Annotated in this window: 26 protein-coding genes; 6 read left to right on the top strand and 20 right to left on the bottom strand. The window is 37.7% G+C overall.

Annotated elements, in window-relative coordinates; genetic code table 11:
* The first annotated feature begins 3 nt into the window (after positions 1-3).
* Both ACQ5H4_RS16365 and ACQ5H4_RS16370 read left to right on the top strand, forming a co-directional pair.
* Positions 4-651, top strand: coding sequence for an acetoin utilization AcuB family protein (locus ACQ5H4_RS16365; RefSeq protein WP_430776069.1), 648 nt, complete (start codon positions 4-6; stop codon positions 649-651).
* On the top strand, positions 648-1,826 hold the full coding sequence (locus ACQ5H4_RS16370) for an acetoin utilization protein AcuC (RefSeq protein WP_430776129.1): 1,179 nt from the start codon (positions 648-650) through the stop codon (positions 1,824-1,826). Before ACQ5H4_RS16365 ends, ACQ5H4_RS16370 begins: the two co-directional genes overlap by 4 nt.
* Positions 1,827-1,845: 19 nt before the next feature.
* On the opposite strand, the gene motS is transcribed toward ACQ5H4_RS16370, so the two are convergent.
* The 4 genes from motS to ACQ5H4_RS16390 form a co-directional block, all read right to left on the bottom strand.
* Positions 1,846-2,574: a flagellar motor protein MotS gene (gene motS, locus ACQ5H4_RS16375; RefSeq protein ID WP_430776130.1), complete on the bottom strand. Its 729-nt coding sequence runs from the start codon at positions 2,572-2,574 to the stop codon at positions 1,846-1,848.
* On the bottom strand, positions 2,561-3,379 hold the full coding sequence (motP, locus tag ACQ5H4_RS16380) for a flagellar motor protein MotP (protein WP_430776070.1): 819 nt from the start codon (positions 3,377-3,379) through the stop codon (positions 2,561-2,563). The genes motS and motP overlap by 14 nt, the downstream gene beginning before the upstream one ends.
* A gap of 60 nt (positions 3,380-3,439) precedes the next feature.
* A complete protein-coding gene (ccpA, locus tag ACQ5H4_RS16385; RefSeq protein ID WP_430776131.1) occupies positions 3,440-4,441 on the bottom strand; it encodes a catabolite control protein A in 1,002 nt (333 codons plus the stop codon).
* A 234-nt stretch (positions 4,442-4,675) separates the two neighbouring features.
* Positions 4,676-5,752 carry a bifunctional 3-deoxy-7-phosphoheptulonate synthase/chorismate mutase gene (locus ACQ5H4_RS16390; RefSeq protein WP_430776071.1) on the bottom strand — a complete coding sequence of 359 codons (1,077 nt, stop codon included), beginning with the start codon at positions 5,750-5,752 and terminating at the stop codon, positions 4,676-4,678.
* A 247-nt stretch (positions 5,753-5,999) separates the two neighbouring features.
* Between ACQ5H4_RS16390 and pilM the strand changes: the two genes are divergently transcribed.
* Positions 6,000-8,165, top strand: coding sequence for a pilus assembly protein PilM (pilM, locus tag ACQ5H4_RS16395; protein WP_430776132.1), 2,166 nt, complete (start codon positions 6,000-6,002; stop codon positions 8,163-8,165).
* A gap of 20 nt (positions 8,166-8,185) precedes the next feature.
* Here the strand turns inward: pilM and ytxJ are convergent, their stop codons facing one another.
* The 3 genes from ytxJ to ACQ5H4_RS16410 form a co-directional block, all read right to left on the bottom strand.
* Positions 8,186-8,512 carry a bacillithiol system redox-active protein YtxJ gene (ytxJ, locus tag ACQ5H4_RS16400; RefSeq protein WP_430776072.1) on the bottom strand — a complete coding sequence of 109 codons (327 nt, stop codon included), beginning with the start codon at positions 8,510-8,512 and terminating at the stop codon, positions 8,186-8,188.
* A 109-nt stretch (positions 8,513-8,621) separates the two neighbouring features.
* Positions 8,622-9,083, bottom strand: coding sequence for a YtxH domain-containing protein (locus tag ACQ5H4_RS16405; protein ID WP_430776073.1), 462 nt, complete (start codon positions 9,081-9,083; stop codon positions 8,622-8,624).
* A gap of 14 nt (positions 9,084-9,097) precedes the next feature.
* Complete coding sequence (locus tag ACQ5H4_RS16410) at positions 9,098-9,568, bottom strand: DUF948 domain-containing protein (RefSeq protein ID WP_430776074.1); 471 nt, start codon at positions 9,566-9,568, stop codon at positions 9,098-9,100.
* A gap of 193 nt (positions 9,569-9,761) precedes the next feature.
* On the opposite strand from ACQ5H4_RS16410, the gene ACQ5H4_RS16415 reads away from it, so the two are divergent.
* Positions 9,762-10,877, top strand: coding sequence for an aminopeptidase (locus tag ACQ5H4_RS16415; protein WP_430776075.1), 1,116 nt, complete (start codon positions 9,762-9,764; stop codon positions 10,875-10,877).
* A 32-nt stretch (positions 10,878-10,909) separates the two neighbouring features.
* Here the strand turns inward: ACQ5H4_RS16415 and murC are convergent, their stop codons facing one another.
* The 7 genes from murC to ACQ5H4_RS16450 form a co-directional block, all read right to left on the bottom strand.
* Positions 10,910-12,205: a UDP-N-acetylmuramate--L-alanine ligase gene (murC, locus tag ACQ5H4_RS16420; RefSeq protein WP_430776076.1), complete on the bottom strand. Its 1,296-nt coding sequence runs from the start codon at positions 12,203-12,205 to the stop codon at positions 10,910-10,912.
* A gap of 235 nt (positions 12,206-12,440) precedes the next feature.
* Positions 12,441-15,002, bottom strand: coding sequence for a DNA translocase FtsK (locus tag ACQ5H4_RS16425; RefSeq protein WP_430776077.1), 2,562 nt, complete (start codon positions 15,000-15,002; stop codon positions 12,441-12,443).
* A 185-nt stretch (positions 15,003-15,187) separates the two neighbouring features.
* The gene (locus tag ACQ5H4_RS16430; protein WP_430776133.1) at positions 15,188-15,991 is read right to left on the bottom strand and encodes a DUF1444 domain-containing protein; all 804 of its coding nucleotides are present in this window, start codon (positions 15,989-15,991) and stop codon (positions 15,188-15,190) included.
* Positions 15,992-16,083: 92 nt separating this feature from the next.
* Positions 16,084-16,395, bottom strand: a complete 312-nt coding sequence (locus ACQ5H4_RS16435) for a thioredoxin family protein (RefSeq protein WP_430776078.1) — start codon at positions 16,393-16,395, stop codon at positions 16,084-16,086.
* A gap of 119 nt (positions 16,396-16,514) precedes the next feature.
* Complete coding sequence (locus ACQ5H4_RS16440; RefSeq protein ID WP_430776079.1) at positions 16,515-17,033, bottom strand: hypothetical protein; 519 nt, start codon at positions 17,031-17,033, stop codon at positions 16,515-16,517.
* An 82-nt stretch (positions 17,034-17,115) separates the two neighbouring features.
* Complete coding sequence (locus ACQ5H4_RS16445) at positions 17,116-17,646, bottom strand: DUF84 family protein (RefSeq protein ID WP_430776080.1); 531 nt, start codon at positions 17,644-17,646, stop codon at positions 17,116-17,118.
* A gap of 59 nt (positions 17,647-17,705) precedes the next feature.
* Positions 17,706-18,779, bottom strand: a complete 1,074-nt coding sequence (locus ACQ5H4_RS16450; RefSeq protein WP_430776081.1) for a M42 family metallopeptidase — start codon at positions 18,777-18,779, stop codon at positions 17,706-17,708.
* A gap of 160 nt (positions 18,780-18,939) precedes the next feature.
* Here ACQ5H4_RS16450 and ACQ5H4_RS16455 point away from each other — a divergent pair, with 160 nt between their 5' ends.
* The gene (locus tag ACQ5H4_RS16455) at positions 18,940-19,251 is read left to right on the top strand and encodes a PepSY domain-containing protein (RefSeq protein WP_430776082.1); all 312 of its coding nucleotides are present in this window, start codon (positions 18,940-18,942) and stop codon (positions 19,249-19,251) included.
* 26 nt (positions 19,252-19,277) lie between these two features.
* On the opposite strand, the gene ACQ5H4_RS16460 is transcribed toward ACQ5H4_RS16455, so the two are convergent.
* The 3 genes from ACQ5H4_RS16460 to trmB all read right to left on the bottom strand — a co-directional run bounded on the left by ACQ5H4_RS16460 (position 19,278) and on the right by trmB (position 21,755).
* Positions 19,278-20,117 (bottom strand): YtnP family quorum-quenching lactonase, encoded by an 840-nt coding sequence (locus ACQ5H4_RS16460; protein WP_430776083.1) that lies wholly within the window; start codon positions 20,115-20,117, stop codon positions 19,278-19,280.
* Between the two features lie 94 nt (positions 20,118-20,211).
* A complete protein-coding gene (gene speD / locus ACQ5H4_RS16465; RefSeq protein WP_430776084.1) occupies positions 20,212-21,021 on the bottom strand; it encodes an adenosylmethionine decarboxylase in 810 nt (269 codons plus the stop codon).
* A gap of 89 nt (positions 21,022-21,110) precedes the next feature.
* Positions 21,111-21,755: a tRNA (guanosine(46)-N7)-methyltransferase TrmB gene (gene trmB, locus ACQ5H4_RS16470; protein ID WP_430776085.1), complete on the bottom strand. Its 645-nt coding sequence runs from the start codon at positions 21,753-21,755 to the stop codon at positions 21,111-21,113.
* A 178-nt stretch (positions 21,756-21,933) separates the two neighbouring features.
* On the opposite strand from trmB, the gene ACQ5H4_RS16475 reads away from it, so the two are divergent.
* A complete protein-coding gene (locus ACQ5H4_RS16475) occupies positions 21,934-22,212 on the top strand; it encodes a YtzH-like family protein (protein ID WP_430776086.1) in 279 nt (92 codons plus the stop codon).
* On the opposite strand, the gene ACQ5H4_RS16480 is transcribed toward ACQ5H4_RS16475, so the two are convergent.
* The 3 genes from ACQ5H4_RS16480 to ACQ5H4_RS16490 all read right to left on the bottom strand — a co-directional run bounded on the left by ACQ5H4_RS16480 (position 22,200) and on the right by ACQ5H4_RS16490 (position 26,286).
* Entirely contained in the window at positions 22,200-22,985 is a 786-nt protein-coding gene (locus tag ACQ5H4_RS16480; RefSeq protein ID WP_430776087.1) for a phosphotransferase, read from the bottom strand. The genes ACQ5H4_RS16475 and ACQ5H4_RS16480 overlap by 13 nt on opposite strands.
* A 197-nt stretch (positions 22,986-23,182) precedes the next feature.
* On the bottom strand, positions 23,183-25,321 hold the full coding sequence (gene pulA / locus ACQ5H4_RS16485; protein ID WP_430776088.1) for a type I pullulanase: 2,139 nt from the start codon (positions 25,319-25,321) through the stop codon (positions 23,183-23,185).
* The gene (locus ACQ5H4_RS16490; RefSeq protein WP_430776089.1) at positions 25,318-26,286 is read right to left on the bottom strand and encodes a diacylglycerol/lipid kinase family protein; all 969 of its coding nucleotides are present in this window, start codon (positions 26,284-26,286) and stop codon (positions 25,318-25,320) included. The genes pulA and ACQ5H4_RS16490 overlap by 4 nt, the downstream gene beginning before the upstream one ends.
* Positions 26,287-26,306 lie beyond the last annotated feature (20 nt).

Consider the following 26,306-nt stretch of genomic DNA (forward strand, 5'->3'; position numbering starts at 1 on the left):
AGTATGATAGTCGAAGAGATTATGAAATCTGACGTCTCAACTTTAACCTCTGACAGCACGATAGCAGACGCCATTCAAATGATGAAAACAAAGCGGATTAGACATCTTCCAGTAGTAGATAAAAGCAATCAGATCATCGGATTAGTGACGGACCGTGATATTAAGGATGCAACGCCGTCCATTTTTTATGCGTCAGAACACAGTGATGTGCTACAAAAACCAGTAAATGAAATTATGAGAACCAATCTAATTACTGGACATCCTTTAGATTTTGTAGAAGAAATTTCAGCTGTTTTTTATGAACATCATATAAGCTGTGTCCCCATCATAAAAGATCAAAAACTTGTTGGAATCGTAACGGAAACGGATCTATTACATACGTTAGTACAATTAACTGGAGCCCATCAGCCTGGTTCTCAAATAGAAGTAAAAGTGCCTAATCGAGCTGGAATGCTTTGTGAAGTTACTTCAGTAATTAGTAAGCGAAAAGCCAATTTACTTAGCGTGCTTGTCTATCCAGACAAAAAGGATGAAAACTATAAAATTCTAGTATTGAGAGTACAAACGATGAATCCCGTCACTCTCATTAACGAATTAAAAAAAGCAGGATATACGGTCCTATGGCCCAATCTGCCAGGGATTACGACATGATTCATGATTCTGTTTTTATCTTTTCTGAAGAACAACTGAAGTACAAATTCAACTCCAATCATCCTTTTAATCAACTTCGCCTAAAAATTACTTTAGATTTATTAAAACAATTGAATGCCCTATCTGATCATCAAATGATTCAACCTAGAAAAGCTAGCGATGAAGAGTTACAGCTTATTCATGATCCTAGTTATATTAATGCGGTAAAGCTAGCTGGTCTCGGTCAACTCTCTGCCGAAAAGGCAGAAAATTATGGACTTGGAACAGATGATACTCCAATCTTCCCCGATATGCATGATGCGAGTTCTTGGCTAGTTGGGGGAACATTAACCGCCGTTGACTATGTTATGACAGGGAAAGCCAAACATGCCCTGAACCTTGGTGGTGGTTTGCATCACGGTTTTAAAGGAAAGGCTTCTGGCTTTTGTGTTTATAATGATAGTTCCGTAGCTATAAAGTATCTTCAAGAAAAATACCATGCAAGAGTTCTTTATGTGGACACAGATGCTCACCATGGTGATGGGGTACAATGGTCCTTTTATGATGATCCCGATGTTTGTACATTATCCATACATGAAACAGGGAGGTATTTATTTCCTGGTACTGGGAATGTGAATGAAAGAGGGCAGGGTAAAGGCTATGGTTTTTCCTTCAACATCCCTGTTGATGCCTTTACGGAAGATGAATCATGGCTTGAAGCGTATACCACCTCTTTAACAGAAGTTGCAGCTTTTTTCAAACCAGATGTGATCGTAACCCAGAATGGCGCTGATTCTCATTACTTGGACCCTTTAACCCATTTATCAGCTACCATGAACATTTATCGTGAAATCCCTAAACTTGCGCATCGTATTGCCCATCAGTATTGTGAAGGTAGATGGATAGCTGTTGGTGGTGGGGGATATGATATTTGGAGAGTTGTTCCTAGGGCTTGGTCATTACTCTGGCTTGAAATGACCAATAACTTAGAACTTTTAAAGCATCCATTACCTGTTGAGTGGATTCAAGCTTGGCAGTCAAAAGCCTCTGTCCCTCTACCCAAACAATGGGATGACCCAAGCGATTTATATCCACCTATCCCTCGGAAAGATGAAATTACTGAAAAAAATTCACAAACAGTCGAAAAAGCATTATTTCCCATTCGTAACCATAAAAAGAGTATTGAAAAAGGCTGAAATTTTTCAGCCTTTTTCCTCATTTATCAGCTATTTCATTTGCATGGTATTTTGGATCAGAGATGACAATCTCAACCCTTCGATTTTTTTGCCAATTTTCCTCACTGTTGTTTGGAACAATCGGCCTCGTTTCACCGTATCCAACAGCAATAAATCTGGTTGAGTCAAGCTGAAAGTTTTCAATTAAATATCTGATGACTGACCCTGCTCTAGCTGCAGAAAGCTCCCAATTGGATGGATAACGCTCAGTTGTAATTGGTCGATTATCTGTATGTCCTTCAACCTTTACTAGATTCGGCATCTCTACAAGCAATGCTCCCACTTTGTCCAAAAAGGCATTTGATTCATTTAGAATTTCTGCTTCTCCTGACTGAAACAATGCTTGTTCTTGAAGTACTAATACAACGCCACGCTCTGTTCGATTGGCAACGATAACGTTGTTTAATCCGTTATTATCTAAATAGGATTGAACCTCCTCCAAAAGATCATCTAAACTTTGAGCAGAGTCATTATTCTCTTCTTGCTCCGTCTCACCTTCCCCTTCGAGAGGTACAATTGAAGGATAAAAATCTAGGAATTGCTTATCTCTCATCGAGTCAGCCAGTGCTTGGAACTTAATCAGATCGATTTGCGACATAGAAAATAAGAGAATAAAAAATACAAGTACAAGCGTTATTAAATCAGAAAAAGTTACCATCCAACGTGGTGCCCCTTTATGAGACTGCCGCTGTTTTTTAGTAATTTTCATCATCTAAAGCCTCGCTATTTAACTCTTTTTCCTTGGCTTCACGTTCTTCTTCAGACAGAAATGCACTTAGCTTCTCTTGAAGAAGTTTCGGATTTTGCCCTGATTGGACACCGATCACCCCTTCAACAATGACCTGTTTGATAAAAGCTTCATTTTCTGTCTTCAACTCTAGCTTTGCTGCTATAGGGATAAAGACAAGGTTCGCAAGCAAGGATCCATATAATGTTGTTAATAAAGCGATAGCCATATTAGGTCCAAGTGTAGATGGGTCATTTAAATTTTTAAGCATGAGAACAAGCCCAATTAATGTCCCAATCATCCCCCAAGCTGGAGCATAATCACCAGCCTTTTCGAGAATTGCCCTTCCCTTTCTATGCCGGTCTTCCATCGCAGAAATTTCAGCAAATAGAATATCTTGAATAACATCAGGATCCGTTCCATCAATAGCTAATAACATTCCTTTTCGTAAAAATCGATCTTCTACTTGGTCAATCTCCATTTCAAGTGAAAGGAGACCTTCTCTTCTCGCTTTGCCCGATAAATGGACAAAGGTATCAATCAAATCTTGAAGCTTCCTTTCGTCAGAAGAAAAAGACTGTCTCATAACTTTGATCATCTGCTTTATATCTTTTAAAGAAAAGCTGACAAGTAAGCCTGAAAGTAGTCCCCCTATAACAATAAGCAATGATGCAGGGTCAACAAATGACAATAGTCCGCTTATTCCCCCGTTGTATACAATTCCAAATAACAGCATAATTACACCTATCGATAATCCGATAGGTGTTAGAACATCAAGCTTTTTCATAGTTTCTCTCCCAACTATCATAAACGAATTTGTCCACTACCTTACATATCGACAAACGGTTTACTTTGTTGAGCTTCTTAGCTCAATTCGGTGCGGAAGTACTACTGTATGTTCTGAGACTTTTTCCTTATTCATAAATTTCGTTAACAAACGCATCGCAACTGCACCGATATCATACAGAGGCTGGATAACCGTTGTTAGTTGTGGTCTTACCATAAGAGAAATTCTTGTATTGTCTGAACTGATCACTTCGAAGTCATTAGGAACGCTGTACCCTTTATCTTGTGCTCCATGTACAACTCCGACGGCCATTTCATCAGAACCAACAAAGATAGCTGTTGGTTTTTCAGGAAGTTCGATTAACTTGTCAAACGCTTCAATACCTGAATCGTACGTATAATCTCCCTCAACAATAAGGGCTTCTTCAACAGGAATTCCAGCTGCCTCTAATGCCTTTTTGTAACCTACCAACTTCTTCTCTTTGTTAATCGGTTCATGATAAGGACCAATTACCATAGCAATTCTTTTATGTCCCTTTTCAATAAAGGTATTTACAGCATCAAACGTAGCTTGCTCATAATCAATATTTACAGAAGGTACTTGTTCAGAATCTTCCAAGGATCCAGCAAGAACAATTGGAGCTGGGGATCTTTTAAATTCTGCCACATGCTCCTCAGATATATTTCCACCCATAAATACAATTCCATCCACTTGTTTTCCAAGCATGGTGTTCAACAAGTGTAACTCCTTGTCCTTATTTTGGTCTGAGTTACTTAAGATGATGTTATATTTGTACATGGTCGCAATATCTTCAATACCACGAGCAAGTTCTGCAAAAAATGGATTCGAGATATCTGGGATAATTACCCCAACCGTTGTTGTTTTTTTACTAGCCAATCCTCTTGCTACGGCATTTGGACGATAGCCTAATCTTTCAATCACTTCTAAAACTTTCTTTCTTGTAGCTGGTTTTACATTTGGATTACCATTCACAACACGTGACACTGTAGCCATGGAAACATTTGCTTCACGTGCTACATCATAAATTGTTATGTTCACAATACCCACTCCTTCTATATACGTCCTAACTTTACGTTTATTTTACTGCAAGTCTGTCATTTTTAACCATTATATAAAAATCGAAACTTGTCTATTTATGTATCATTATCATACTTCACATAGTGAATTGTCGCAATGTAAAGGCTATCTATTTAACAAAAAAAACAATTTTACGGTGGAAAACGCAAAAAAACCGACTATGATCAGCTCTCATAAGTCGGTTTTTTGTGTTATATCTTATACACGCACTAAGTTAGAAGCTTGAATTTCTTTGTAGAAAGCATTAAATTGGTCAATGTTCATTTGTTGAGCCGAATCCGACAATGCAACTGCTGGATCTGGATGAACTTCTGCCATTACTCCATCTGCACCTACAGCAAGGGCTGCTTTTGCCATTGGAAGAAGGAGATCTCTGCGTCCAGTTGAGTGAGTTACGTCAACTAGAACAGGTAGATGTGTTTCTTGCTTTAAGATAGGCACAGCTGAAATATCTAATGTGTTTCTTGTTGCTCTTTCATACGTACGAATACCACGCTCACAAAGGATAATTTGGCCATTACCTTGAGACATAATATATTCAGCTGCATTAATAAATTCTTCAATCGTTGCAGCAAGTCCACGCTTCAATAGGACCGGCTTATTTACAGCACCTGCAGCTTTTAGAAGCTCAAAGTTCTGCATATTACGTGCACCAATTTGGATGACATCAATATAGTCAACAGCTTTCTCTATGTCAGCTGGGCTTACGATTTCACTAATTACAGCTAGATCGTACTCGTCAGCTACTCTTTTTAAAATTTTTAATCCTTCTACACCAAGTCCTTGGAAATCATAAGGTGAAGTTCTAGGCTTGTATGCTCCACCACGCATGAATTTTAATCCTTTTTCTTTGATGGAAGCAGCAACAGCAGCAACCTGCTCATATGACTCAACTGCACATGGTCCGAAAATTAATTGTGGGATGCCATGTCCAACTTTTTCTCCCTTTACTTCAACAATTGTATCTTCAGCTTTCTTCTTACGAGAAACAAGCAATGCTTTGCTATGATCATCCTTTTGAAGCTCTAACCCAGCCTTAAATATTTCTTTGAAAATATGTTCAACCGTAGAATTTTCGAAAGGTCCATCGTTGTTTTCCTTAATTATATCAAGCATGCTTCTTTCACGAACTGGATCGTAACGGAATACCCCTTGTGTTTCCTTTACACGTCCAATTTCTTGAACAAGTCTAGCTCTTTCATTAATTAACTTTAAAAGCTCAACATTTAACTCGTCAACACGGTCCCTAAGCTGATCTAACTCAACATTACTCATCATTTCTCGCCCCTTTGAATTGTAGATTTGAAAACAATGCTTTATTACATGCGAAAAGGAAAACCAAAGAAGGATTGTTCTTTATCCGCTTCATAAAGTGTGTTACATTTCTATATAAGTTAGAGTCATTATATATGAAATTTTTTCAAATGTCACGCAATTTTCTTTAATAATTAAACGCTTTTAAGTATTAAAGTAGATTCTTTATTATATGAACCTAAGCTAGAAGGTGTGATTTACTTTGTCAATGAATAATAAATTGTTTGCTTTAGATATAGGTACTCGCTCATGTGTTGGTATTATCCTAGAAGAAACCAATGGTCAATATCATGTGGTTGATATGTTATCAATCGAACATTCGGAGCGCGCGATGTTAGATGGCCAAATTCATGATGTTATGGCTGTATCAAAGCTTATTACCCAAATAAAAGAAAAACTTGAAAAAAAACATGGTCCTCTTCAAAAGGTATGCGTCGCAGCTGCGGGAAGGGCTTTACAAACGGAACGCTCAAAGGTATCACTTCCCATTAACGGCAAACCAATTATGCAAAAACAGGACATTCTTCATCTGGAGCTTTTAGCTGTTCAACAAGCTCAAGCAGCAGTTGCTGAGAAATATAAGGAAGAGAAAAGTCATTATTATTATTGTGTCGGATATTCTGTGCTTTATTATCGTTTAGATGGAGAAGAAATCGGTAGCCTGATTGACCAACAAGGAGACGAGGCATCTGTCGAAATTATTGCCACTTTTTTACCGAAAGTTGTGGTTGAATCTTTATTAGCTGCCTTAACACGCTCAGGGTTAGAGATGGAAGCTCTAACTCTGGAACCGATAGCAGCCATCAATGTTCTCATCCCCCCCTCCATGAGGCGGTTAAATGTAGCGTTGGTGGATATCGGTGCTGGAACGTCTGATATTGCCTTAACTGATATGGGAACAGTGATTGCTTATGGAATGGTTCCTATCGCAGGAGATGAAATTACAGAAGCAATCAGTGATCAATACTTACTTGATTTCCCTTTAGCCGAAAAGGCTAAAAGACAATTAAATACCCAAGAGTCCATAACAGTCACTGATATTCTGGGATTTGAGACAGAGGTTTCGAAGGGGGAGGCAATCGAACAAATTTCTTATGCCATTGATCGCCTTGCTGGTTCCATTTGCGATGAGGTATTACAGCTTAACAATGGAAAATCTCCAAAAGCAGTTATGCTGGTCGGAGGTGGAAGCTTAACACCTGAACTGGCAAAAAAAATGGCTGAAAGGCTTGAGCTTCCTCCAAATCGAGTCGCCATTAGAGGGATCGATGCCATTTCGTCATTAACGATTTCTGAGAAAATCACTAAAGGACCAGAGCTTGTCACACCTATTGGTATTGCCTTAGCTGCCAAACAATCACCGGTACAATATATGACGGTTTACGTAAATGAACAACCCGTTCGACTATTCGAGGTAAAAAAATTAACAGTTGGAGATTGTTTATTAGCTGCAGGAATTAAAATGAATAAGCTGTACGGTCGACCTGGACTAGCCATGATCATTACTTTAAATGAGAAAAATATAACCATTCCTGGTCAATATGGTCATCCTCCGACATTAATGAAAAATGGAGAAAGTTGTGCCCTAGACGATTCTATTGAAAACGGAGATATTCTGTATGTTGAAAAAGGACAAGATGGAGAACGTACTACATTATCCATTGGTCAGTTACTTGATGAAATCCCAACCAAAGAAATAGAGATCAACGGAAAAGCATATCAAGTTGAACCAATATTTATATGCAATGGTGAAACGATCGATAAAAATTATCTACTAAATGATCGAGATGTCATTGTGTTTCAATTTCCGAAGACACTTGAAGATTTGTTTCATTATCTAAATCTGTCCAATCTTATGGCAGATCTTCGACCACTTCATCTAATCCTGAATGGTAAGGATACATTTTACCCCTCCTATTCAGCTAAGCTCTACCGTAATGGGATGGAAACAAGGCTTCAAAGCAGCTTTGAGAATCATGACAAAATCACCGTACAACTGAGGGAAAATATTACTCTACAAGATCTTGCTGATGCAAATCAATATATACTTAATCAAACCATACCTGTTACATTTAATGATAAAGAAATACTCTTAAAAAAGAGTATCACCGTTGTGAAACGAGGAAATCAAATTTTGTATGAAGATAGCATCATCTATGATGGTGACTCCTTAAGTATCATCCATCAACGTTTACAGCCCTTTATCTTTCAAGACATTTTTAAAGAGGTCAACATTGACCTTCCAAAAGAAACAAATGGGTCATTCATACTTTTGAAGAACAAAGAAGTAACAACGTTCTATGATCCTCTTGAACCGTTCGACTCTTTACAGATCATTTTTCCAACTCAAAAAGGAAGCCCGGTTATCACATGATACCTGGCTTCCTTTTATTATCATATTTGATTTTCTTGCGAAACGGTAGCTAACGTTTTGCTTGTAATCTTCCAGTGAGAGGCATGCCAAGCAACGTCCCCTTTTACAAATAGGATGGCTTGTGGTGACTCATGTTTAATGTGAAAGCGTTCTGCGATATAATTTGAAAGCTCTCTCGATGATTGAACAATTAAATAATAGCTTTTAACACTTGAGTTATTAGTAAATTCTTCGTATTCCTCATAAGCTGCTTGACTGATTGGACAAGTATTCGAGTGCTTTAAAAGATAAAAACTCTCATTGTCTACAAGAGCATCAAATTGCTCCTTCGTTTGAATTTGTTCCATTTCTAACCCTCCTAAGGATATGTATAAGTATATTTTACACAAGTTATAATAAAAAACGCAGTGTAGATATAATATCATTACACTGCGCTTTTGAATATTTATCTGCTTATTAATGATTTAACTGAGATTCTGTTTCATCAAAAGCTCTTTTTGTTTCTTCTAGCTTTCTTTGAAGCTCCTTGTCTTCACTTAACACAGGAGAAAAATCTTCTTCATATACGACGTCTGTTTCCGTGACATCAACAGGTTTGACTGACTTCACTTTACTCATAATGTCATTGGATTGCTTGGAAACAGCTTGTCCAATGGAAGAGGACTTTACTTTAGCAACCTCTGCTAATTCAGTACTCTTTGTTTTTGCTACATCATAGAGCTGACTAGTCTTCCCTTTTAAATTTCCAGCTTGTGTGTTTAAATCTGTTCTCATTTCTTTTCCTGACTTTGGAGCGAGGAATAGTGCCGTTGCTGCTCCAACAAGCCCTCCGATGATGGCACCCAATAAAAATTCTTTCGACCCTGATGTTTCATTTACATTTTGTCGATTTTCCTTTTCAGTTTCGTGATTCACCATATCATATTCCTCCTCTAATAATAACCTCTTTCTCTTCCCTTCTCGGTAGGACCTTTTTCAACAATTGCCTTTTCCTTTTTCCTATGAGTCCATCGATCCTTCATTTCCAGAAGGACATTGCCCCATTGGAGGACTTGACTAACCTTGTCCTTATTTTCCTCAACTGCAAAGTTCACAGAATTTGTGATCGTTTGAAGTGAAGAGTTAAACTTTTGAATCGTTACTCCTACATCCTTAACGGAATCAACGACACTTCCTAAGCTATCTGATTTCTTTTGAATATCTTCCGCTAGGGCATTGGTTTTATGCAACAAGTCCGTTGTTTCCCTTGTGACGCCGTCCAGCTGACGCTCCAACCCATTTAATGTTTTTGAAATACTATCTAAGGTTACTTGAAGAGACTGTAACGCTTTCGATAGAAAAATAACTAAAATAAGAAAAGCAATTGCCGCAATCCCTGCACTGACATAAAGTATCCACTCCAAAATATCCTGCACCTCCATTGACGCTTACATTTCATTACTTACCCTACTAAGAATTCATTAAACGTCAATCGTAATAAATCAATATTAAAATTTTACCATAAATAAAACAAAATTGTTATAAATGCGCCAATTTTCGCCCTTTAGGTTACAATAATAAATGTATTAAAAAGTTTTTTTAAAGGAAGGGAAAAAAATGAAAGATTCACGCATTGAGCTTCTAGCCAAAAACCTTATTAATTACTCTGTTAAGCTACAACCTGGTGAAAAGGTGCTAATTGAAAATTTTGGTTTGCAGCGAGAGCTAGTAACAGCATTAGTAAAGGAAGCATATGCAGCGGGAGGACATCCTTTCGTACTTCTTAAAGATCAGCAAGTGGACCGAGCATTGCTTCTTGGTGCCGAAGAAAAACAATTTAACTTGATGGCAGATTTTGAAGCAAACGTTATGAGTCAAATGGATGCATACATAGGGTTACGTTCCGGTGACAATATCAATGAGCACGCTGATGTTCCCGATGACAAGATGAAAATTCACGGATCAACAATCGGAAAGAAAGTACACCGTGATATCCGTGTTCCTAAAACGAAATGGGTAGTCCTGCGTTATCCAAATTCATCAATGGCGCAACTAGCAAAAATGAGCACAGAGGGCTTTGAAGATTTTTACTTTAATGTTTGTAATTTAGATTATGGGAAAATGGATCAGGCAATGGATGCCTTGGTAGAATTAATGAACAAAACCGACAAAGTAAGAATCACTGGCCCAGGAACGGAACTATCCTTCTCGATCAAAGACATACCTGCCATCAAGTGCTCGGGGCAAATGAATATTCCTGATGGAGAGGTATATACGGCTCCAGTACGTGATTCTGTCAATGGAGTCATCACTTACAACACACCATCTCCCTATCAAGGCTTTACATTTGAAAATGTAAAACTAACCTTTAAGGATGGGAAAATTGTTGAGGCAACTGCAAATGATGCAGAGCGGATTAATAAAATATTCGATACAGATGAAGGGGCACGCTTTGTCGGAGAGTTTGCCATTGGTGTGAATCCTTTTATCTTACATCCGATGCAAGATATTTTATTTGATGAAAAGATTGATGGTAGCTTCCATTTTACGCCTGGCCAATGTTATGATGATGCCTTTAATGGAAATCATTCGAACATTCACTGGGATATGGTCAATATTCAACGCAGCGACTACGGCGGAGGAGAAATGTACTTTGATGATGTGTTAGTTAGAAAGGATGGACGCTTCGTAATTAAAGAGCTCGAGGTATTAAATCCCGAAAATTTAAAATAACAAAAAGATGCAGCCATCAAAGCTGCATCTTTTTATAATTGGCGTTCGTAAGCTTCTTGAAACTTTTGAATATCTCCTGCTCCCATGAACAGGATGACACTGTTTACGTGTTGCTTTAGAGTTTCTGTATTTTCTTCGTTAATCATTTCAGCAGATTCAATCTTATTACGTAAGTCCTCAATGGATAACTTACCATGGTTTTCTCTGGCCGAACCGAAGATATCACATAAATAGACTTTGTCTGCTAATTGAAGACTATTAGCAAAGTCCTCTAAAAATGTTTGTGTTCTTGTAAATGTATGAGGCTGGAATACAGCAACAATTTCACGATCTGGATACTTTTGTCTTGCTGCATCAACCGTCGCCTTAATCTCCGTTGGATGATGTGCATAATCATCAATCAACACTTGAGAGCCGACATGTTTTTCTGTAAATCTTCTCTTAACACCTGTGAAGCTTAAGAGCTGTTCCTTGACCTTATCAGCTGACAGCTCCTCATAGTGACAAATGGCAATAACAGCAAGAGCATTTAATACATTGTGATCACCAAAGGTTGGTACCTGGAATGTATCATAAAAAGTGTTTCTAACAAATACATCAAAGGTCGTTCCTTCAGTAGTTTTTACAACATTTCTAGCCTGGAAGTCATTTTCTTCGCCAAAGCCATAAAAAACAACCGGCACTTTTGCTTGAATCTTTTGAAGCTGTTCATCATCGCCACAAGCAAAAATCCCTTTTTTCACCTGCCATGCCATCTCTTGAAATGCTGAAAAAACATCATCAATATTGGCAAAATAGTCAGGGTGATCAAAATCAATATTCGTCATAATTGCATAATCTGGAAAGTACGAAAGGAAATGCCTTCTATATTCACAAGCTTCAAATACAAAATAATCGGCATTCTCTTCTCCTTTACCAGTACCATCTCCGATTAAAAACGCAGTTGGTTTTGCACCTCTCATGACATGCGAAAGGAGCCCGGTTGTAGATGTCTTCCCGTGGGCACCAGTCACAGCAATACTAGTGAAATTTTGCATAAAATCACCTAAGAAACGGTGATATCGAATGACAGGTAAACCTAGTTTCATCGCTTCTTGAATTTCTTCATGTTCATCTTTATAGGCATTTCCAGCAATAACTGTTAATCCTGGTACAATATTTTCTTTTTGGAAAGGTAGGATCTTTATTCCTAAATGCTCAAGGGCCGTTTGTGTAAAGAAACGTTTCTCAACATCTGAACCCTGAACCTCAAAATTCATATCATGAAGAATTTGTGCTAGTGCACTCATTCCAGATCCTTTTATACCCACAAAATGGTAAATTGTCATATAAAGAACCTCCAACCATCTTCTAACTGTATCACAGTATATGACATTTTCTTTTATTTGCTCATTTTTGCATTACAAGCCTCTTTGTTTGCAAATAGTGAACACGATTTTATCATATTGTGACATTATATCATTTTTTAATTATAAAAACTATGCAACGTTTGGCCATAATACCTTTTCTTTCTATGTCTATTTTACTCCATAGTTTATGAAAAAAAGCCTAAAATAACCATACTTACACTTCTTGTATACTTTGAAGATCATCCTGAGTAATTAATACATCACGCGGTTTACTTCCACGATTTTCAGAAATATACCCGTTTTTCTCCATCATATCAATTAACCTAGCTGCTCGATTATATCCAATCTTGAATCTTCTTTGAAGGCTAGAGGTAGAAGCAGATCCTTGATCAACAACAAATTCACAAGCTTCAAAAAATAGTTCATCTTCTTCTTCTGTAACAGCAGCCCTCTTTAAGAGTTCCTCTTGATGAAACAAGTAGTTTGGACTTTGTTCCCTTCGTACATGAGCGACTACTTGATCAATTTCTTCATCCGATACAAATGTACCTTGTAGACGAACAGGCTTTGAAGAACCATTTTCTAAAAATAGCATATCCCCACGACCAAGTAGACGTTCCGCTCCGGCAATATCAATAATCGTACGAGAATCGATTTGACTTGATACAGAGAAGGCGATTCTTGTAGGAACATTTGCTTTAATTAATCCGGTAATAACATCAACAGACGGGCGTTGTGTTGCAATAATTAAGTGAATACCACATGCTCTAGCCTTTTGGGCAATACGACATATCGCTTCCTCGACATCAGCAGGAGCCATCATCATCAAGTCTGCCAATTCATCTATAATAATGACAATAAACGGTAGCTTATCAGCATGTTGATTATGCTGTTCACATTGTTCATTAAAACGATTAATCTCACGTACACCTGTATGTGCAAATAATTCGTATCGTCTTTCCATTTCTTCGACAGCCCACTTTAGGGCTGCTGTAGCTGCTTTTACATCGGTAATTACTGGGCTTACAAGATGCGGTATTTGATTATAAGGTGCTAGCTCCACCATCTTCGGATCAATTAAAAGAAGCTTTAATTCATCCGGTCTAGCTTTATAGAGAAGACTGACTAAGATGGTATTTATGCACACACTTTTCCCCGATCCAGTAGCACCTGCAATTAAGCCATGCGGCATTTTACGCAAATCAGTTACAATTGGCTTCCCTGATATATCTAGTCCGAGTACAGCTGTTAAAGGTGATTTCGATTCGAGAAATTCTGGGCTGTTAATAATTTCTGAGAGTAAAACCGGTCTACTTACTTCATTTGGGACCTCAATCCCGATCGTGTGCTTCCCGGGAATCGGTGCTTCAATCCGAATATCTTTTGCGGCAAGACTTAATTTTATATCATCTGCTAAATTAGTAATTTTGTTTACCTTTACACCCGGCTCTGGTTGCACTTCAAACCTTGTAACCGATGGACCTTGTGTTACATTTACCACACTTGCTCGAACGTTAAAACTTTCTAACGTGTCGTTAAGAAGTCTTTCCCGCTCTTCAAGCCATTCCCCACTTGTATCATAAATAACAGGAGGTGACAGGAGATCGAGCTCTGGGAAAACGTAGTACGGATTTTCTTCATCAATCACTTCAGCTATCTGATTGACATTAGTAAGCTTCTCTTTGTCTTCTGCTTCCTTTTCAGGTATCAAAGGTATCGGAGGTTCAATAGTGGCCTCATTCTTTATTTGATTTCTTTTTTCCTCTAATTTACGACGATCTTCTTTCAACATTAATACATTAAAAGGCAATTGCTTGCGTTTAGGCGCAGGTTCGACAGGAGGTTCTTCATGACCATCTAATTCCTCCTGTTCGGTATTTTGTTGCGTGCTTTCTTCGATTGTTTGCACCTCTACCTGTTCAAGTTCCTCTTCAGCTACATTGAGATCTTCTGTCTGTATACTCTTTTCAAATACGTTCAGTTCGTCTATTTGTACACTCTGTTCACCTTCTAGTTCTTCCGCTTCCTCGGCAAAACTCTCAACTGCTACGGCAACCTCCAATTCCCCAGTAGTCACCAATGGGACATAGTGCTCTAAAACTTCCTCTTCAACTGTCTCTATTTGATCTAGATGATCATGATCCGTTTCTGCACCTGTTTCTGCAGGAAGCAATTCCTCCGTAACATCCATGCTAATGAAATCAATTGGATCCGTATTTATAATCGTTTCTTCTACTTGAACAATTTCTTCAATGGTCTGTTTTTCTATTTTTTCTACTTTAACAGGTGTTTCTGAAGAACGTTCTATGTACTCTTTCTTCAAAAAGGAATTTAACTCGTACTCTACCGGCTTTTCCTCCTGCGTTTTTACCCTTTTCTCAAATCCATGGACGGGAGAAGGAATTTCTGTTGGTCGAAACGGCCTTCTTGACACATCTCTATTTTTCGTTTCACTTTTAGTAGGTGGACTTACTTTGCTTTCTGTCAGTGGGCTGACTCTAGGTTTCGAACGAACCGTTTCACTTTTCATAACTGGTTCTGTTCGTTGACGGGAAGAAGTCCTTTCTTTTCTACTTTTTCTAGCTGTTTGTTGCATTTCTCGTTCATCAGGTATTAACGGAAACTTAAATTTACCTTTCGGATACTGGTAGACAATTCGAGCATCCATATCTTTTTGTTCTTTTTTTGTTTCTTTAAATGATTCTACTTTTTGTTCATATATTTCTTCCGCTTCATCGTCACTTATTTTGCTAAACAATTTCTTAAACCAATTCAAACCTTATCACTCTTTCTTCTATCTCATCATGTCTTCTTATTTTATCACTGAATACAATAATATCGATAAGAAATAAAAGATTGCTAGTAATAATATAATTTTGAATCTTTTGACCTAACCAATTCTTAGCTTGTTGATCTTAGATTTAGGACACCCTAACGAAAAAAAGGACCACCATTGGCCCTTTAGTTTGGTTTTTTACTTCTGTTTTTTCCTAAGATAAAGATGGGTTCTAATTCACCATTTTCATATAAAAAGGATAATGCCGTTATTGGGACGCGACCGCTGGCAAAAAAGCTCATGGTCATTTGTGCGAGAATATCATACCCTGTCTCATTTTGAATATCTGCAAGAATTAATACATCCTGATGTGGAACCGCTATCGCCATATCTCCAGTAATTTTCGAACTCATTTCCTTCAAAAACGCATCGTTTAGGACACGGCTTGCATCATACCCGTCATTTGTATTGAGAAAATAAAAGATATTTCCTGCCACTTCATCACGTTTCATAGTAGTTTTTAGGCTTCTTACATTGAAAAGAGCGACTTCCCGAATATAGTCTCTCGTCCAATTTTCCTTTGCCATTAATGCTTCATCAATAATTCGGTATGCATTTCCCAAATCTAACGCATAATAAACTCTAGTTTCAGCCGTATGATCATCATATACTAAAGGAATTTCTTCACGCGATACAACAGGAGTAGACGTAGAGCGTATGACAGGGAAAATCCGAGTCTTTTCACCTTCTTGAGTCGTTTTCTCATCCATTGCCTTAAGGCCTTCCTCCACATAATATACAACTTCGTCGATGGCCTTTTCTTTGTCTACTTCCCATTTTGCTATAATTCTAGGAAACTCAACCGTAATTCCTCTTCCACTTTCCTTGCTCTCTATACGTAATTGATCATTTTTACGATCATAAGTGATCGTTCGGTTATCACTTTGAAGGCGCTTTTCAAGCTCCATCTTCATTTTTTTACTATCCATTTTCATATATACTTTGCCTCCTTATTGGAGAATTTCGCTTTTATCTACATGAAATAGCCCCAATCTTGTGAGGATTGGGAGCTATTTTTTTATTATAGACCTTCGATAAATTGCTCAATTTCCTCTTGGGTTTTCCGGTCTTTGCTGACAAAACGACCTAACTCGTTTCCATCTGCAAACGCAATAAAGCTTGGGATTCCAAACACATCTAAGCTAATACAAAGATCAATAAACTGATCACGATCCACATGTACAAACTTGTATTCACTATATTTCGCTTCTATTTCTGGCAAGACTGGCTCTATCACTCGGCAGTCTGGACACCAATTTGCTGAAAACATAAATATATGTTTCCCGTTGTTTTTCATCGTTTCAAACTGTTCTACACTCTCAAGCATTTTCATATGATTACCTCCCATAACAGTTTATACAGTACGTAAATAGTTATTCAGACTACCCCATATTCTAAAACATTGTAGCTTCTTTTGAAAAGAAATTAGCTTCTAATAAAAAACGAAGGAATTCATCCTTCGCTTTCTTTTAACTTTATGGAGTTAACGATGTCACTCATCATATCTGCTTCGCTGCTTAGGGACCTAGTTTTTGTTTCTGTGGTAATCTTCATACCACCGACACCAATAGTAAGCTCATTCATATGATCTTCGAGCTTTTTTACTAATAGAAAGCCATATTTCCCATTTGTTTTAATTACTTTATCGATATCATATTTGTCTTGAGCGACAGTTGCTTGGTAAACGACTTCACTATCTTGAGCTTCTATTGGATTGTAAAACAATATATATGTTTTTGAACCATTCTTTAAAATAATATTATTCGGAGATTCTTCATCCACTTCAAAACCAAAAGGTAAATAATACTCAATTTCCTCAGTTTTATTATTTGGTTTTTTAGCCTCTTCCTTAAATGAGTTCTCCACAACATCAACTGTTTCTGTTTCCTCTTCGTCAAAGGATGCAGAACATCCACTAAGGTAAAATAGAGCAGCTATACAGAGGAGAGATGCCTGTATATACTTTCTCATACTTTCTTCCTCCCTACATAGGAACTATTGTCTTCTTTTCTATCATACCCGTCTCCCTATCCAATGACAAGCCTTCCAATTGTTACAATTGTGTATCTAAACCATTTATGTTCCTGTATTCATATTGACCGACAAGCAAAGAGCTAACGTGAAGAAACATTTCCTTCCTTGGAATAAGCCCATTCGTCAAGATTCCTATTGCTCCTTCTTTGCTTCGAATATTTACTTTATCCATGAAATCATCCATAATCGGACCCAATTCTTCCCCTACTAAAAGCCTATGCTCAATTTCTTTTGGTAATAAGATTCTAGCTCCGCCGCTGATAATGGGGGGAGTTCCATGTTGAGCTAATGCCCCCCAATTACATAACATCATACCAAATTTCGTTTGCTGTACTCCACCTTCAAGACCAATCCCTATTTCTGCACCACTGATTTCAAGGGCTGCTTGCGCTCGATTGATGGCTCCTTGAATCGTCTCTTCATCTGAAAATGGTTGTTCACTTACTCCAGATGCGACATCCATTCCCTTAACTTTTGCATCATATCCCTTAAAAGCCTCTTCAACAGCTTTTACTTTCGTTTGGTTTTTTGAACCTACTGCCACATGCATATACCTACACCTCAACTTCAATATGAAAGGAGGTTCCCAATGGTTACCTCCTCTTGTTTTTAACTATTTTGTCTAATTGTATCTACTGTAGTCTGGTCACAAGCTTTTACAAGTTTTATTAAAAGCTCTTTTGCTGCAGCATAATCATCAACATGAACAATCGAAGCGGCAGTATGAATGTATCGAGAGCAAATACCAACAACAGCACTTGGAACACCTTCATTTGAAATATGCACTCGTCCAGCATCAGTACCACCAGGGGAGACAAAGTATTGATAGGATATATTATGCGTTTCTGCTGTATCTAGAACAAACTCTCTCATCCCACGATGGGTTACCATTGATCGATCTAGAATTCTTAGCAACGTTCCTTTTCCTAATTGACCAAACTCATTTTTATCACCCGCAGCATCATTTGCAGGACTTGCATCAAGGGCAAAGAAAATATCTGGTTTTATCAATGACGCTGCTGTTTGCGCCCCTCTTAATCCAACTTCTTCCTGAACGGTTGCTCCAGAATATAAAGTGTTTGGTAAGGTCTCTCCTTGAACTTCTTCTAATAATTCAATAGCTAAACCACATCCATATCGATTATCCCAAGCCTTTGCCATTATTTTCTTTTCATTTGCCATTGGGGTAAACGGACAGATTGGCACTATTTGCTGCCCCGGCTTAATTCCTAATTCTTTTGCATGATCCCTGCTATCTGCCCCAATATCAATCAACATATTGCTAATTTCCATCGGCTTACTTCTCTTACTTTCGTCCAATAGATGAGGAGGAATGGAAGCAATCACCCCAATAACAGGACCGTCATTTGTCATGACCTGTACACGCTGTGCTAGTAGAACTTGGCTCCACCAGCCGCCTAATGGCTGAAAACGAATCATCCCATTATCAGTAATCGCAGTAACCATAAATCCTACCTCGTCCATATGTCCTGCAACCATAACACGAGGGCCATTGGCATTTCCGTGCTTCACTCCAAAAATACTTCCTAAATTATCTTGAATGATTTCATCAGAATACTGAGTAAATTGTTCACGCATAAACTTTCTAACCAAATGCTCGTTTCCAGATGCACCCTGAAGTTCCGTTAACGTTTTAAAAAGCTGTAATGTCTTCGAATTCATGTATTATGACCTCCTAATATTCACATGACTCTTTATCTACAATCTTATTTTACTGAACTTTCCTACGTGTTACCACTTTATTGGCTGTCACTCTTAATTATGTACGCAAAATTTGATATGATGGAAGAAGGAGTTATTGGTATGTAAAAGGAGGGGCTTTATGAACTGGAAATCATTTTTAACTGGTGTTTCTGTTGGAATCATTTCAGGCTTTCTAGCTAGCGAGTGGGTCTCCCAAAAGGGCAAAGTGTCCCCAGAAAAAGCCCTTTCACACGCAAAGGCAAAATTTAAAGAAAGAGGTCCGATTAGCGGCTCTTGGATTCAAATGACAACCGAGCCGTTTGAAAAAAATAACATCACCTATGATGTGTATAAAGGTGGAGTATCACGAACGGTAAATGATACTTTAGAACAATACGAATTTATTTCAGATGCAAAAACCGGATCTATTTTAGAAGTATATCCACTATAAGAAAAGCTGCCGAAAGGCAGCTTTTCTTATATGACTTTCTTTACTGACTCAACAATTTCATAATGTTCATTCCACTTTATCGCTCGATAGAAAGCATCATGATAAAAGGTAAACCAAGCATGTTTCTCCATTCCAAATTGGAGCCACTTTTGTTTTGCCTCTATCGAATTCATTGGATAATCATCATATGCCATAACCCAAAGTGGATTTAAATGGGCATGAGTGGGCATGATATCTGCCATATGAACAATCACTTCATTGTCATCCTCTACAATAAGAATGGAATGTCCATCACTATGTCCACCAGTATGAACCATTTTTATTTTCCCATTGACCCACTCTTGCTCAAAGGGAACAACCTGTAATTCTATACTTTGCCAATTCTCTTTCCAGTATGTATTTTGAGACCGAATATTTGGTTTTCTCATTTCATTCCACTCTACTGTGGAAACGATAATTTCTGCATTAGGAAATGCAGATACATACTCGTTATTTACTTTTTCTGTTAGCCCACAAGCATGATCAAAATGCATATGTGTCATTAAGACATAATCAATATCTTCTTTTGTTAATCCAAGTACTTCTAAGGATTGTAGCAGTTCTGATTCCTCTGTTACACCGAAATTCTTTAATTGTTTGTCAGAGAGCTTTCCTTTCCCTATTCCAGTCTCAACCAAAAAGTTTTTTCCATCCTGCTGGATTAGAATAGGGTCGGTTCTAAGTTCAATTTGATTCTTGTCGTTATGAGGGTATTTCTTTGACCAAAGTGCTTTCGGTACGACACCAAACATGGCACCACCATCTAAATGAGTAACTCCACCATTCAACCAAGTAAGCTTAACATGGTTTAACTGCAACGTTTCCATTTCATCCCCCCTAGGTCATATACCTGTATTGTACCATCCCTTCCTTTTTTAGGAATATAAAAAAGAGTCTATTAAGAAAATAGACTCACTCAATTTACTGTAAAAAATTCTTCCCATAAAAAATTTCATCCATTTCAGAGGTTAAGCTTTCTGTGATTTCTTCCTGCTCATATAGGCTTAACGAATCCTTTGTGTATCCAAATAAGTAATTATTTAAATCAAAATTTTTCAATTTACACTTCGTGTGAAAGATGTTTTCTTGGTACACATTCACATCAATCATATCATATTGATTTTTGATCTCGTCTGGAATAAAGTTTTGAATGGAAGTAATATCATGGTCTATAAATAATTTATGACCATCTTTATCCCTCGTAAATCCGCGTACCCGATAATCAATAGTCATAATATCTGTATCAAATGAATGTATTAAGTAATGTAACGCTTTTAAAGGAGAAATTTCCCCACAGGTAGAAACGTCTATATCGGCTCTGAAGGTACTTATTCCTTCATATGGATGATACTCAGGGTACGTGTGAACAGTGATATGACTTTTATCTAACTGAAACACAACATTATCTGGTAATGGTCCTGGTGATTCATCATATGTTGACTCTGTGGGAACCTCTACTACAGGTCCTTCAGACACGAGAATGGTCACACTTGCACCCTGTGGTACATAGTCCTGCTGAGCAATATTTAGAACATGTGCACCAATAATATCGGACACATTTTTTAAAATTTTTGTTAACCGATCTGCATTATATTGTTCATCAATATACTCTAAGTAAGCTTCCCGCTCCTGCCTGGTTTTTGTATAACAAATATCATACATATTGAAGCTAAGTGACTTAGTTAAGTTATTAAATCCATGCAACTCAATTCGCTGTTCTGGAGTGAGCATTCATTCTTCCCCCTTCACATAATCTCCGTAAATATTATTAACTTACCCAACTCCTTACGAAAAAAACAGTCCTACAATAGTAGGACTGCTTATTTTTTCTGAAATTGAACTTCGCAACGATTGATACGAAAGCCTTTGGCGGAAAATTTCTCTTCGTATTCTGTCATAATATTTCCTTCATAAGAACTATTATGAAGATCTAAGCTTACATACTTTAAAAGCATTCCGTACTCTGAAAAGCTTTTAAGAGAGAACTCAAATAAGCCTTGATTATCTGTTTTAAAATGAATCTCACCATTATCTACCAGAATATTTTCATAAATGGAAAGGAAGGTTTTGTATGTTAACCGCCTCTTCTCATGGCGTGTTTTTGGCCAAGGATCAGAGAAATTTAAATAAACTTGATCAACATCACCCTTAGCAAAATAGTTCTGAAGTTCGACAGCATTTACGTTCATTAGACGCAGATTAGGAAGGTCTTCCTCAATTAGACGGTCGAGAGCAATCACAATTACACTTTTATATACCTCAATCCCAATATAATTAATATGTGGATTTGCTTTAGCCATTTCAGTAATGAAACGACCTTTACCTGTTCCAATTTCGATATGAATAGGCTGGTCATTACCGAATACTTTATTCCAATTTCCTTTGTAGCTTTCTGGATTTGCTACAACATATTGCGGATAGGATTCGAGCCTATCCTTTGCCCAAGGCTTATTTCTTAAACGCATGTTGACACCCCTAAAATAATCTATCGTTCAAACCATATCATGCGAACAATTTTGTTGCAACCCAAACTAATACTTCGTCCATATAATTAATTTACGTATAAATAAAAAAAGGAATTCACAACATAAATGTGAAGTTCCTTTTTGCGTATTTTCAAGCAACCTTGAAAGGGTGTATCGAATGCCTTTAGAACAGAAAGATCAAATGAATTTATTAAAAGATATATTAACGAATCACAGTACCGATTGTTGCGGGTCCGTATCTGAATGTGAACAATTAGAACGTTTGGTAAAATCACTAATGGTTAACACGGAACTCAATCATGATACAAAAAATATACTGGAACAAATTTACAGTTATTCACAGCAAGGTACAAATACGAATGAACTTGATCAACATATCGAGTCACACCAAGAACAACTTGGACAGTGGGTATCAGAAATCGATCAATTTTCTTGAGCAACCAGTGTAGCTAAATAATTGACCCAGTAATTCATCTCTTCGTATCTATCCTTATTTTTATGCCATTGAATAGATGAAATGGTCTGTGCAATCGTATACCATTTCATTCGTAGCATCAGTTCGTCCGTCAGCTCTATTTCATACATGTCCAACCATTCGCGCCATTTGTCTTGCGGGAGATACCAGTACAGCATCATCCCTAAGTCTATGGCAGGGTCTGCAATCATCGCGCCATCCCAATCAATGAGATACAACTGGTTGCTTACTGTGAGCAACCAGTTATTGTGATTAACATCGCAATGACAAACAACTTTTTCCTCATAATGTATACGATCGAGCTCCTGATGCAAGAATAATAGAGCCTCTTGGATGGCCGCTTGAGATTGCACTTCCTTATCTAGCCCCTCCACTACAATGGACAAAAGATGAACAGGCTCTAAGGGTGTTTTCCCCATCCTTTTTAGCATGCCGAGTAAGGCTTCCGACTGGTGGATTTTCTTTAGAAGTTTTGCCACTCGCTTCGTATTCATATCTTGCGGCTTTAGCTCTCTGCCCTCTAACCATTGCTGAGCAGTGATTACATCCCCGTTTTCAAGCCTTTTCGTCCAAATTAGCTTTGGAACAATACCTTCTGCTGATAATACGGCAAGGAATGGAGAGGAATTTCGTTTAAGAAAGAGCCTCTGATCTTCATGCTGTGCAATAAACGCTTCTCCTGTCGCTCCTCCTGCAGGAACGATTTCCCACTCTTGTCCAAATAAGTGTTCCAAAATTGTTCACCTTCATTTTAACTGCGTCGTTAGTTTCTATAAATAAGTAGCTTTACTCTATTAAGTATTCACCATGGCAATGCACAAGTCTCTTACAAGTAAAAAAGACGGCTATTGTAAAGAAAATCGACAATAGCCATCTTTTATAGATTTTATCTCCTAGTGTTTCCTTCGTCAAGTAGAGACATCATACTTTCTTACTTGACTAGTACATACACACTAAGTGGAGGGAGACTAAATTCTTTTTCATGTAATTGATAAATCCCATTCATTTCCACGATGTTTTGGTCCACAATGACCTGCCAATCAACGGTAGGTAACGAAACATAACGTTCTGTTTTTAGAGGATTGAGTAGTACGATGATTTCACTCCATATTCCAAATTTCCTAACATCACGAAGGGTGTATCCTATAACGGGCTTTTCCACTGGTAAAAAAGACATATGCTTATTAATCAGTTCGGTAGAATGAAAACGGAATGCTTGATGTGATTTTCTTAATTTGATTAATCCCTTGATATAATCTACATGCTCTTTGTTTTCAAATACTCGGTCCCAATCAACTTGATTAATGTCATTAGGGGCTCTATAACTATTTCCGTTACCTTTTTTTGTCCGAAAAAATTCTTGGCCACAATGTAAGAAGGGAACTCCTTGAGAAAGGAGAACAAATGCGGTTGCCAATCTCTGTTGCTTTTTTCTAATCTCCTCAGGTTCCTCTTTTTCACATATAAGGAGTTTATCCCAAAAGGTATGGTTGTCATGAGATTCAATGTAATTTACCGATTGAATCGGTTCTTGAAACAATCCCTTTTCCTTCAAACCTACACTACCTGCTAAAATTTTCTTTGCAGCCTCGTAATATCTTTCATTTCCTAATGCGTAGCCTTTATCATGGAGATTGAATGTATTGCCCTTTACCGTATCCCTAAAGAAGTCATTGAATTGACCAACTCTTGGAAGTTTCTTCTGATTACGAATACTCGCCTTTGTATCAATAGCAATTGGCGTATTTAAATCCCATCCTTCCCCAATCATAATGGTTGAAGGATCCAATAAATCAAGTGATTTTCTTATTTCATTCATTGTCTCTATATCTAAGATCCCCATCAAATCAAACCGAAACCCATCTATACCATATTCTTTTTTCCAAAAGAGTACCGATTCGACGATAAATTTCCTCACCATTTTTCGTTCTGAAGCAATATCATTTCCTACTCCAGTTCCATTAGAGGGCATTCCATTTTGATCATGTCGAAAAAAATAGCCGGGTACAATTTTTTCAAAAGAAGATTCTTCTCTAATGTATACATGGTTGTATACAACATCCAATATCACTCGAAGTCCTTCATCATGAACAGCGCCAATTAACATCTTTAATTCATTGATTCTTGCATACGGATCATGACAATTTGATGAATAACTTCCTTCAGGCGCATTGAAGTGTATTGGGTTATATCCCCAGTTATAATCTTCCTTATCCCCCAGCTCATCAACACCTGCAAAATCATGAAGCGGAAGGAGCTCAATATGAGTTACTCCTAAATTTTTTATATAGCTAAGACCCGTAAGCTGACCGTGGCTAGTAAACGTATCTCGTTCACTCGCACCTAAATATAAACCTTTATCTGTAACTCCACTATTTAGGTGGATGGTTAAGTCTCTAATATGTGCTTCATAAATAATAGCGTCAGTTGGGGAATTAAATCCTGTTAGCGGTTTACTGACCACAGGGGTTCGATTCAGATCGACTATCACTCCTTTTTCCCCATTAGCTGTAACAGCAACAACATAAGGATCTACCGCTTCTCTCCATTGAAGATTCACACAAACGAGATAAGTATAGTGATATCCTTCCAGATCTCCTTCTACCGTAGTGACCCATATTCCTTTTTCCATACGAGTCATTTCGTAATGACATGTTTGATCGTCAGCTGTTCTAGCAAGTTTAAGCTGACATTGTGTTGCGGTAGGCGCCCAAAGTGTAAAGATGGTCCTTTCTGGTGAATATTGAATCCCTAAAGGCCCGTCATAGTAAAATTTTTCGTCAAACTGCGGAGTACGGATAACCGCTCCAATTTGGAGATCCGTCTCTCCTCCATATTCATCCATTACACAATAAGTCAATCCGATTTCTGGTTTATTATCGGTAGTACAAATATATTTAACGGAATCATGTAATCGTATTTTCTCAATAATAGCTAATTTCTCCGTTTGATCACCAGCTTTAAGTGAAAATTCCTTTGACTCGCCATTATGATAACTCATAGGTAACAAGATCGTAATTATGTTCACATCATCTAAATAGGCATAAAAAAGTCTTTCAATAATAATCATGCATTTTTCAGCTCCTTCTGCCCCCTATCCTTCTTTATTCCCCTTGTTATAATTGGCAACACCTGCTGACAAGCCTGAATTTGTAAAGGCGTTTCAGCAAAATAATCACCATCAGCATGTGCCATCATTGGGGTAGAAGAATATATTTGAATTTCTCGTCCAGTTAACATCTTCACTTCTTTGAAGGCGACATGACCACCCCAAAAAACGCTTACAAACACAGAAAGCATTTTTAGCCTTGATAAACGATGTACGATAATAATATTTAACAAGCCATCATCGGTTTTGGCATTTGGAGCAATTTGCATTCCTCCGCCATAAAACGGCTGGTTGGCCACAGTCACAAACCAGGTAGCAGGAAAATCATAAACGATTCCATCCACAGTAAGTTGAACATCTGTCGGTTGATAAAATAGAATTTCCTTAATAAGCAAGTACACGTATACTAGGCCACCCAAGGAAAAATTATTTAGCCACTTTTTCACCTTAGATTGATTGGAGAGTTTGGAAATTAAGCCGTCTAGACCTGCTCCCATGTTATTTATGAAGTACAGGTCCTCCATACTAGAGCTTGATATTCTACCAATGTCTGCTAACCTCGGTTCTTGCTTTCTCTCTCTTAACAATACAGATAATGCATGAAGAGGATTTCTTGGTATTTGAAATCCTCTTGCAAAATCATTTCCAGAACCAGCGGGAATAAATCCAACCTTTACATGTGGAATAGAGATGACCCCATTAACTACCTCATTTAATGTTCCATCTCCTCCAACAACAGTGATTATTATCTCGCCTTCTTGCTTAGCAAGAAACATCGCTATTTCAGCACCATTTCCTTTATAAGCGGTCAGAAAGGCTTCGTAGGGTATTTGTTTTCTTTCTAATTCTTTTTCTACTTTAGCCCATACTTTTAAACTGTAGCCATTTTTCGCATTTGGATTAATAATAAAGTATAATTTCCCCATTTTTCTCATCCCATACGTAT

It is taken from the genome of Bacillus coreaensis (assembly GCF_050586445.1).
Lineage (GTDB): Bacteria > Bacillota > Bacilli > Bacillales > Cytobacillaceae > Robertmurraya_A > Robertmurraya_A coreaensis.

Bases quoted from the DNA above. Each gene is read 5' to 3' on its own strand.
- ACQ5H4_RS16390 (WP_430776071.1), bottom strand. From the start codon at position 5,752: ATGAGTAATGTTGAGTTAGATCAGCTTAGGGACCGTGTTGACGAGTTA.
- ACQ5H4_RS16475 (WP_430776086.1), top strand. From the start codon at position 21,934: ATGCCTTTAGAACAGAAAGATCAAATGAATTTATTAAAAGATATATTA.
- pilM (WP_430776132.1), top strand. From the start codon at position 6,000: ATGAATAATAAATTGTTTGCTTTAGATATAGGTACTCGCTCATGTGTT.
- murC (WP_430776076.1), bottom strand. From the start codon at position 12,205: ATGACAATTTACCATTTTGTGGGTATAAAAGGATCTGGAATGAGTGCA.
- ACQ5H4_RS16445 (WP_430776080.1), bottom strand. From the start codon at position 17,646: ATGCATGTGGCAGTAGGTTCAAAAAACCAAACGAAAGTAAAAGCTGTT.
- ACQ5H4_RS16490 (WP_430776089.1), bottom strand. From the start codon at position 26,286: ATGGGGAAATTATACTTTATTATTAATCCAAATGCGAAAAATGGCTAC.
- ACQ5H4_RS16440 (WP_430776079.1), bottom strand. From the start codon at position 17,033: ATGAGAAAGTATATACAGGCATCTCTCCTCTGTATAGCTGCTCTATTT.
- ACQ5H4_RS16460 (WP_430776083.1), bottom strand. From the start codon at position 20,117: ATGGAAACGTTGCAGTTAAACCATGTTAAGCTTACTTGGTTGAATGGT.
- ACQ5H4_RS16450 (WP_430776081.1), bottom strand. From the start codon at position 18,779: ATGAATTCGAAGACATTACAGCTTTTTAAAACGTTAACGGAACTTCAG.
- ACQ5H4_RS16370 (WP_430776129.1), top strand. From the start codon at position 648: ATGATTCATGATTCTGTTTTTATCTTTTCTGAAGAACAACTGAAGTAC.
- ACQ5H4_RS16435 (WP_430776078.1), bottom strand. From the start codon at position 16,395: ATGAAAATGCTTGAGAGTGTAGAACAGTTTGAAACGATGAAAAACAAC.
- ACQ5H4_RS16415 (WP_430776075.1), top strand. From the start codon at position 9,762: ATGAAAGATTCACGCATTGAGCTTCTAGCCAAAAACCTTATTAATTAC.
- ACQ5H4_RS16365 (WP_430776069.1), top strand. From the start codon at position 4: ATGATAGTCGAAGAGATTATGAAATCTGACGTCTCAACTTTAACCTCT.
- ytxJ (WP_430776072.1), bottom strand. From the start codon at position 8,512: ATGGAACAAATTCAAACGAAGGAGCAATTTGATGCTCTTGTAGACAAT.
- speD (WP_430776084.1), bottom strand. From the start codon at position 21,021: ATGCTCACTCCAGAACAGCGAATTGAGTTGCATGGATTTAATAACTTA.
- ACQ5H4_RS16405 (WP_430776073.1), bottom strand. From the start codon at position 9,083: ATGGTGAATCACGAAACTGAAAAGGAAAATCGACAAAATGTAAATGAA.
- ACQ5H4_RS16430 (WP_430776133.1), bottom strand. From the start codon at position 15,991: ATGGATAGTAAAAAAATGAAGATGGAGCTTGAAAAGCGCCTTCAAAGT.
- pulA (WP_430776088.1), bottom strand. From the start codon at position 25,321: ATGATTATTATTGAAAGACTTTTTTATGCCTATTTAGATGATGTGAAC.
- trmB (WP_430776085.1), bottom strand. From the start codon at position 21,755: ATGCGTTTAAGAAATAAGCCTTGGGCAAAGGATAGGCTCGAATCCTAT.
- ACQ5H4_RS16455 (WP_430776082.1), top strand. From the start codon at position 18,940: ATGAACTGGAAATCATTTTTAACTGGTGTTTCTGTTGGAATCATTTCA.
- motP (WP_430776070.1), bottom strand. From the start codon at position 3,379: ATGAAAAAGCTTGATGTTCTAACACCTATCGGATTATCGATAGGTGTA.
- motS (WP_430776130.1), bottom strand. From the start codon at position 2,574: ATGAAAATTACTAAAAAACAGCGGCAGTCTCATAAAGGGGCACCACGT.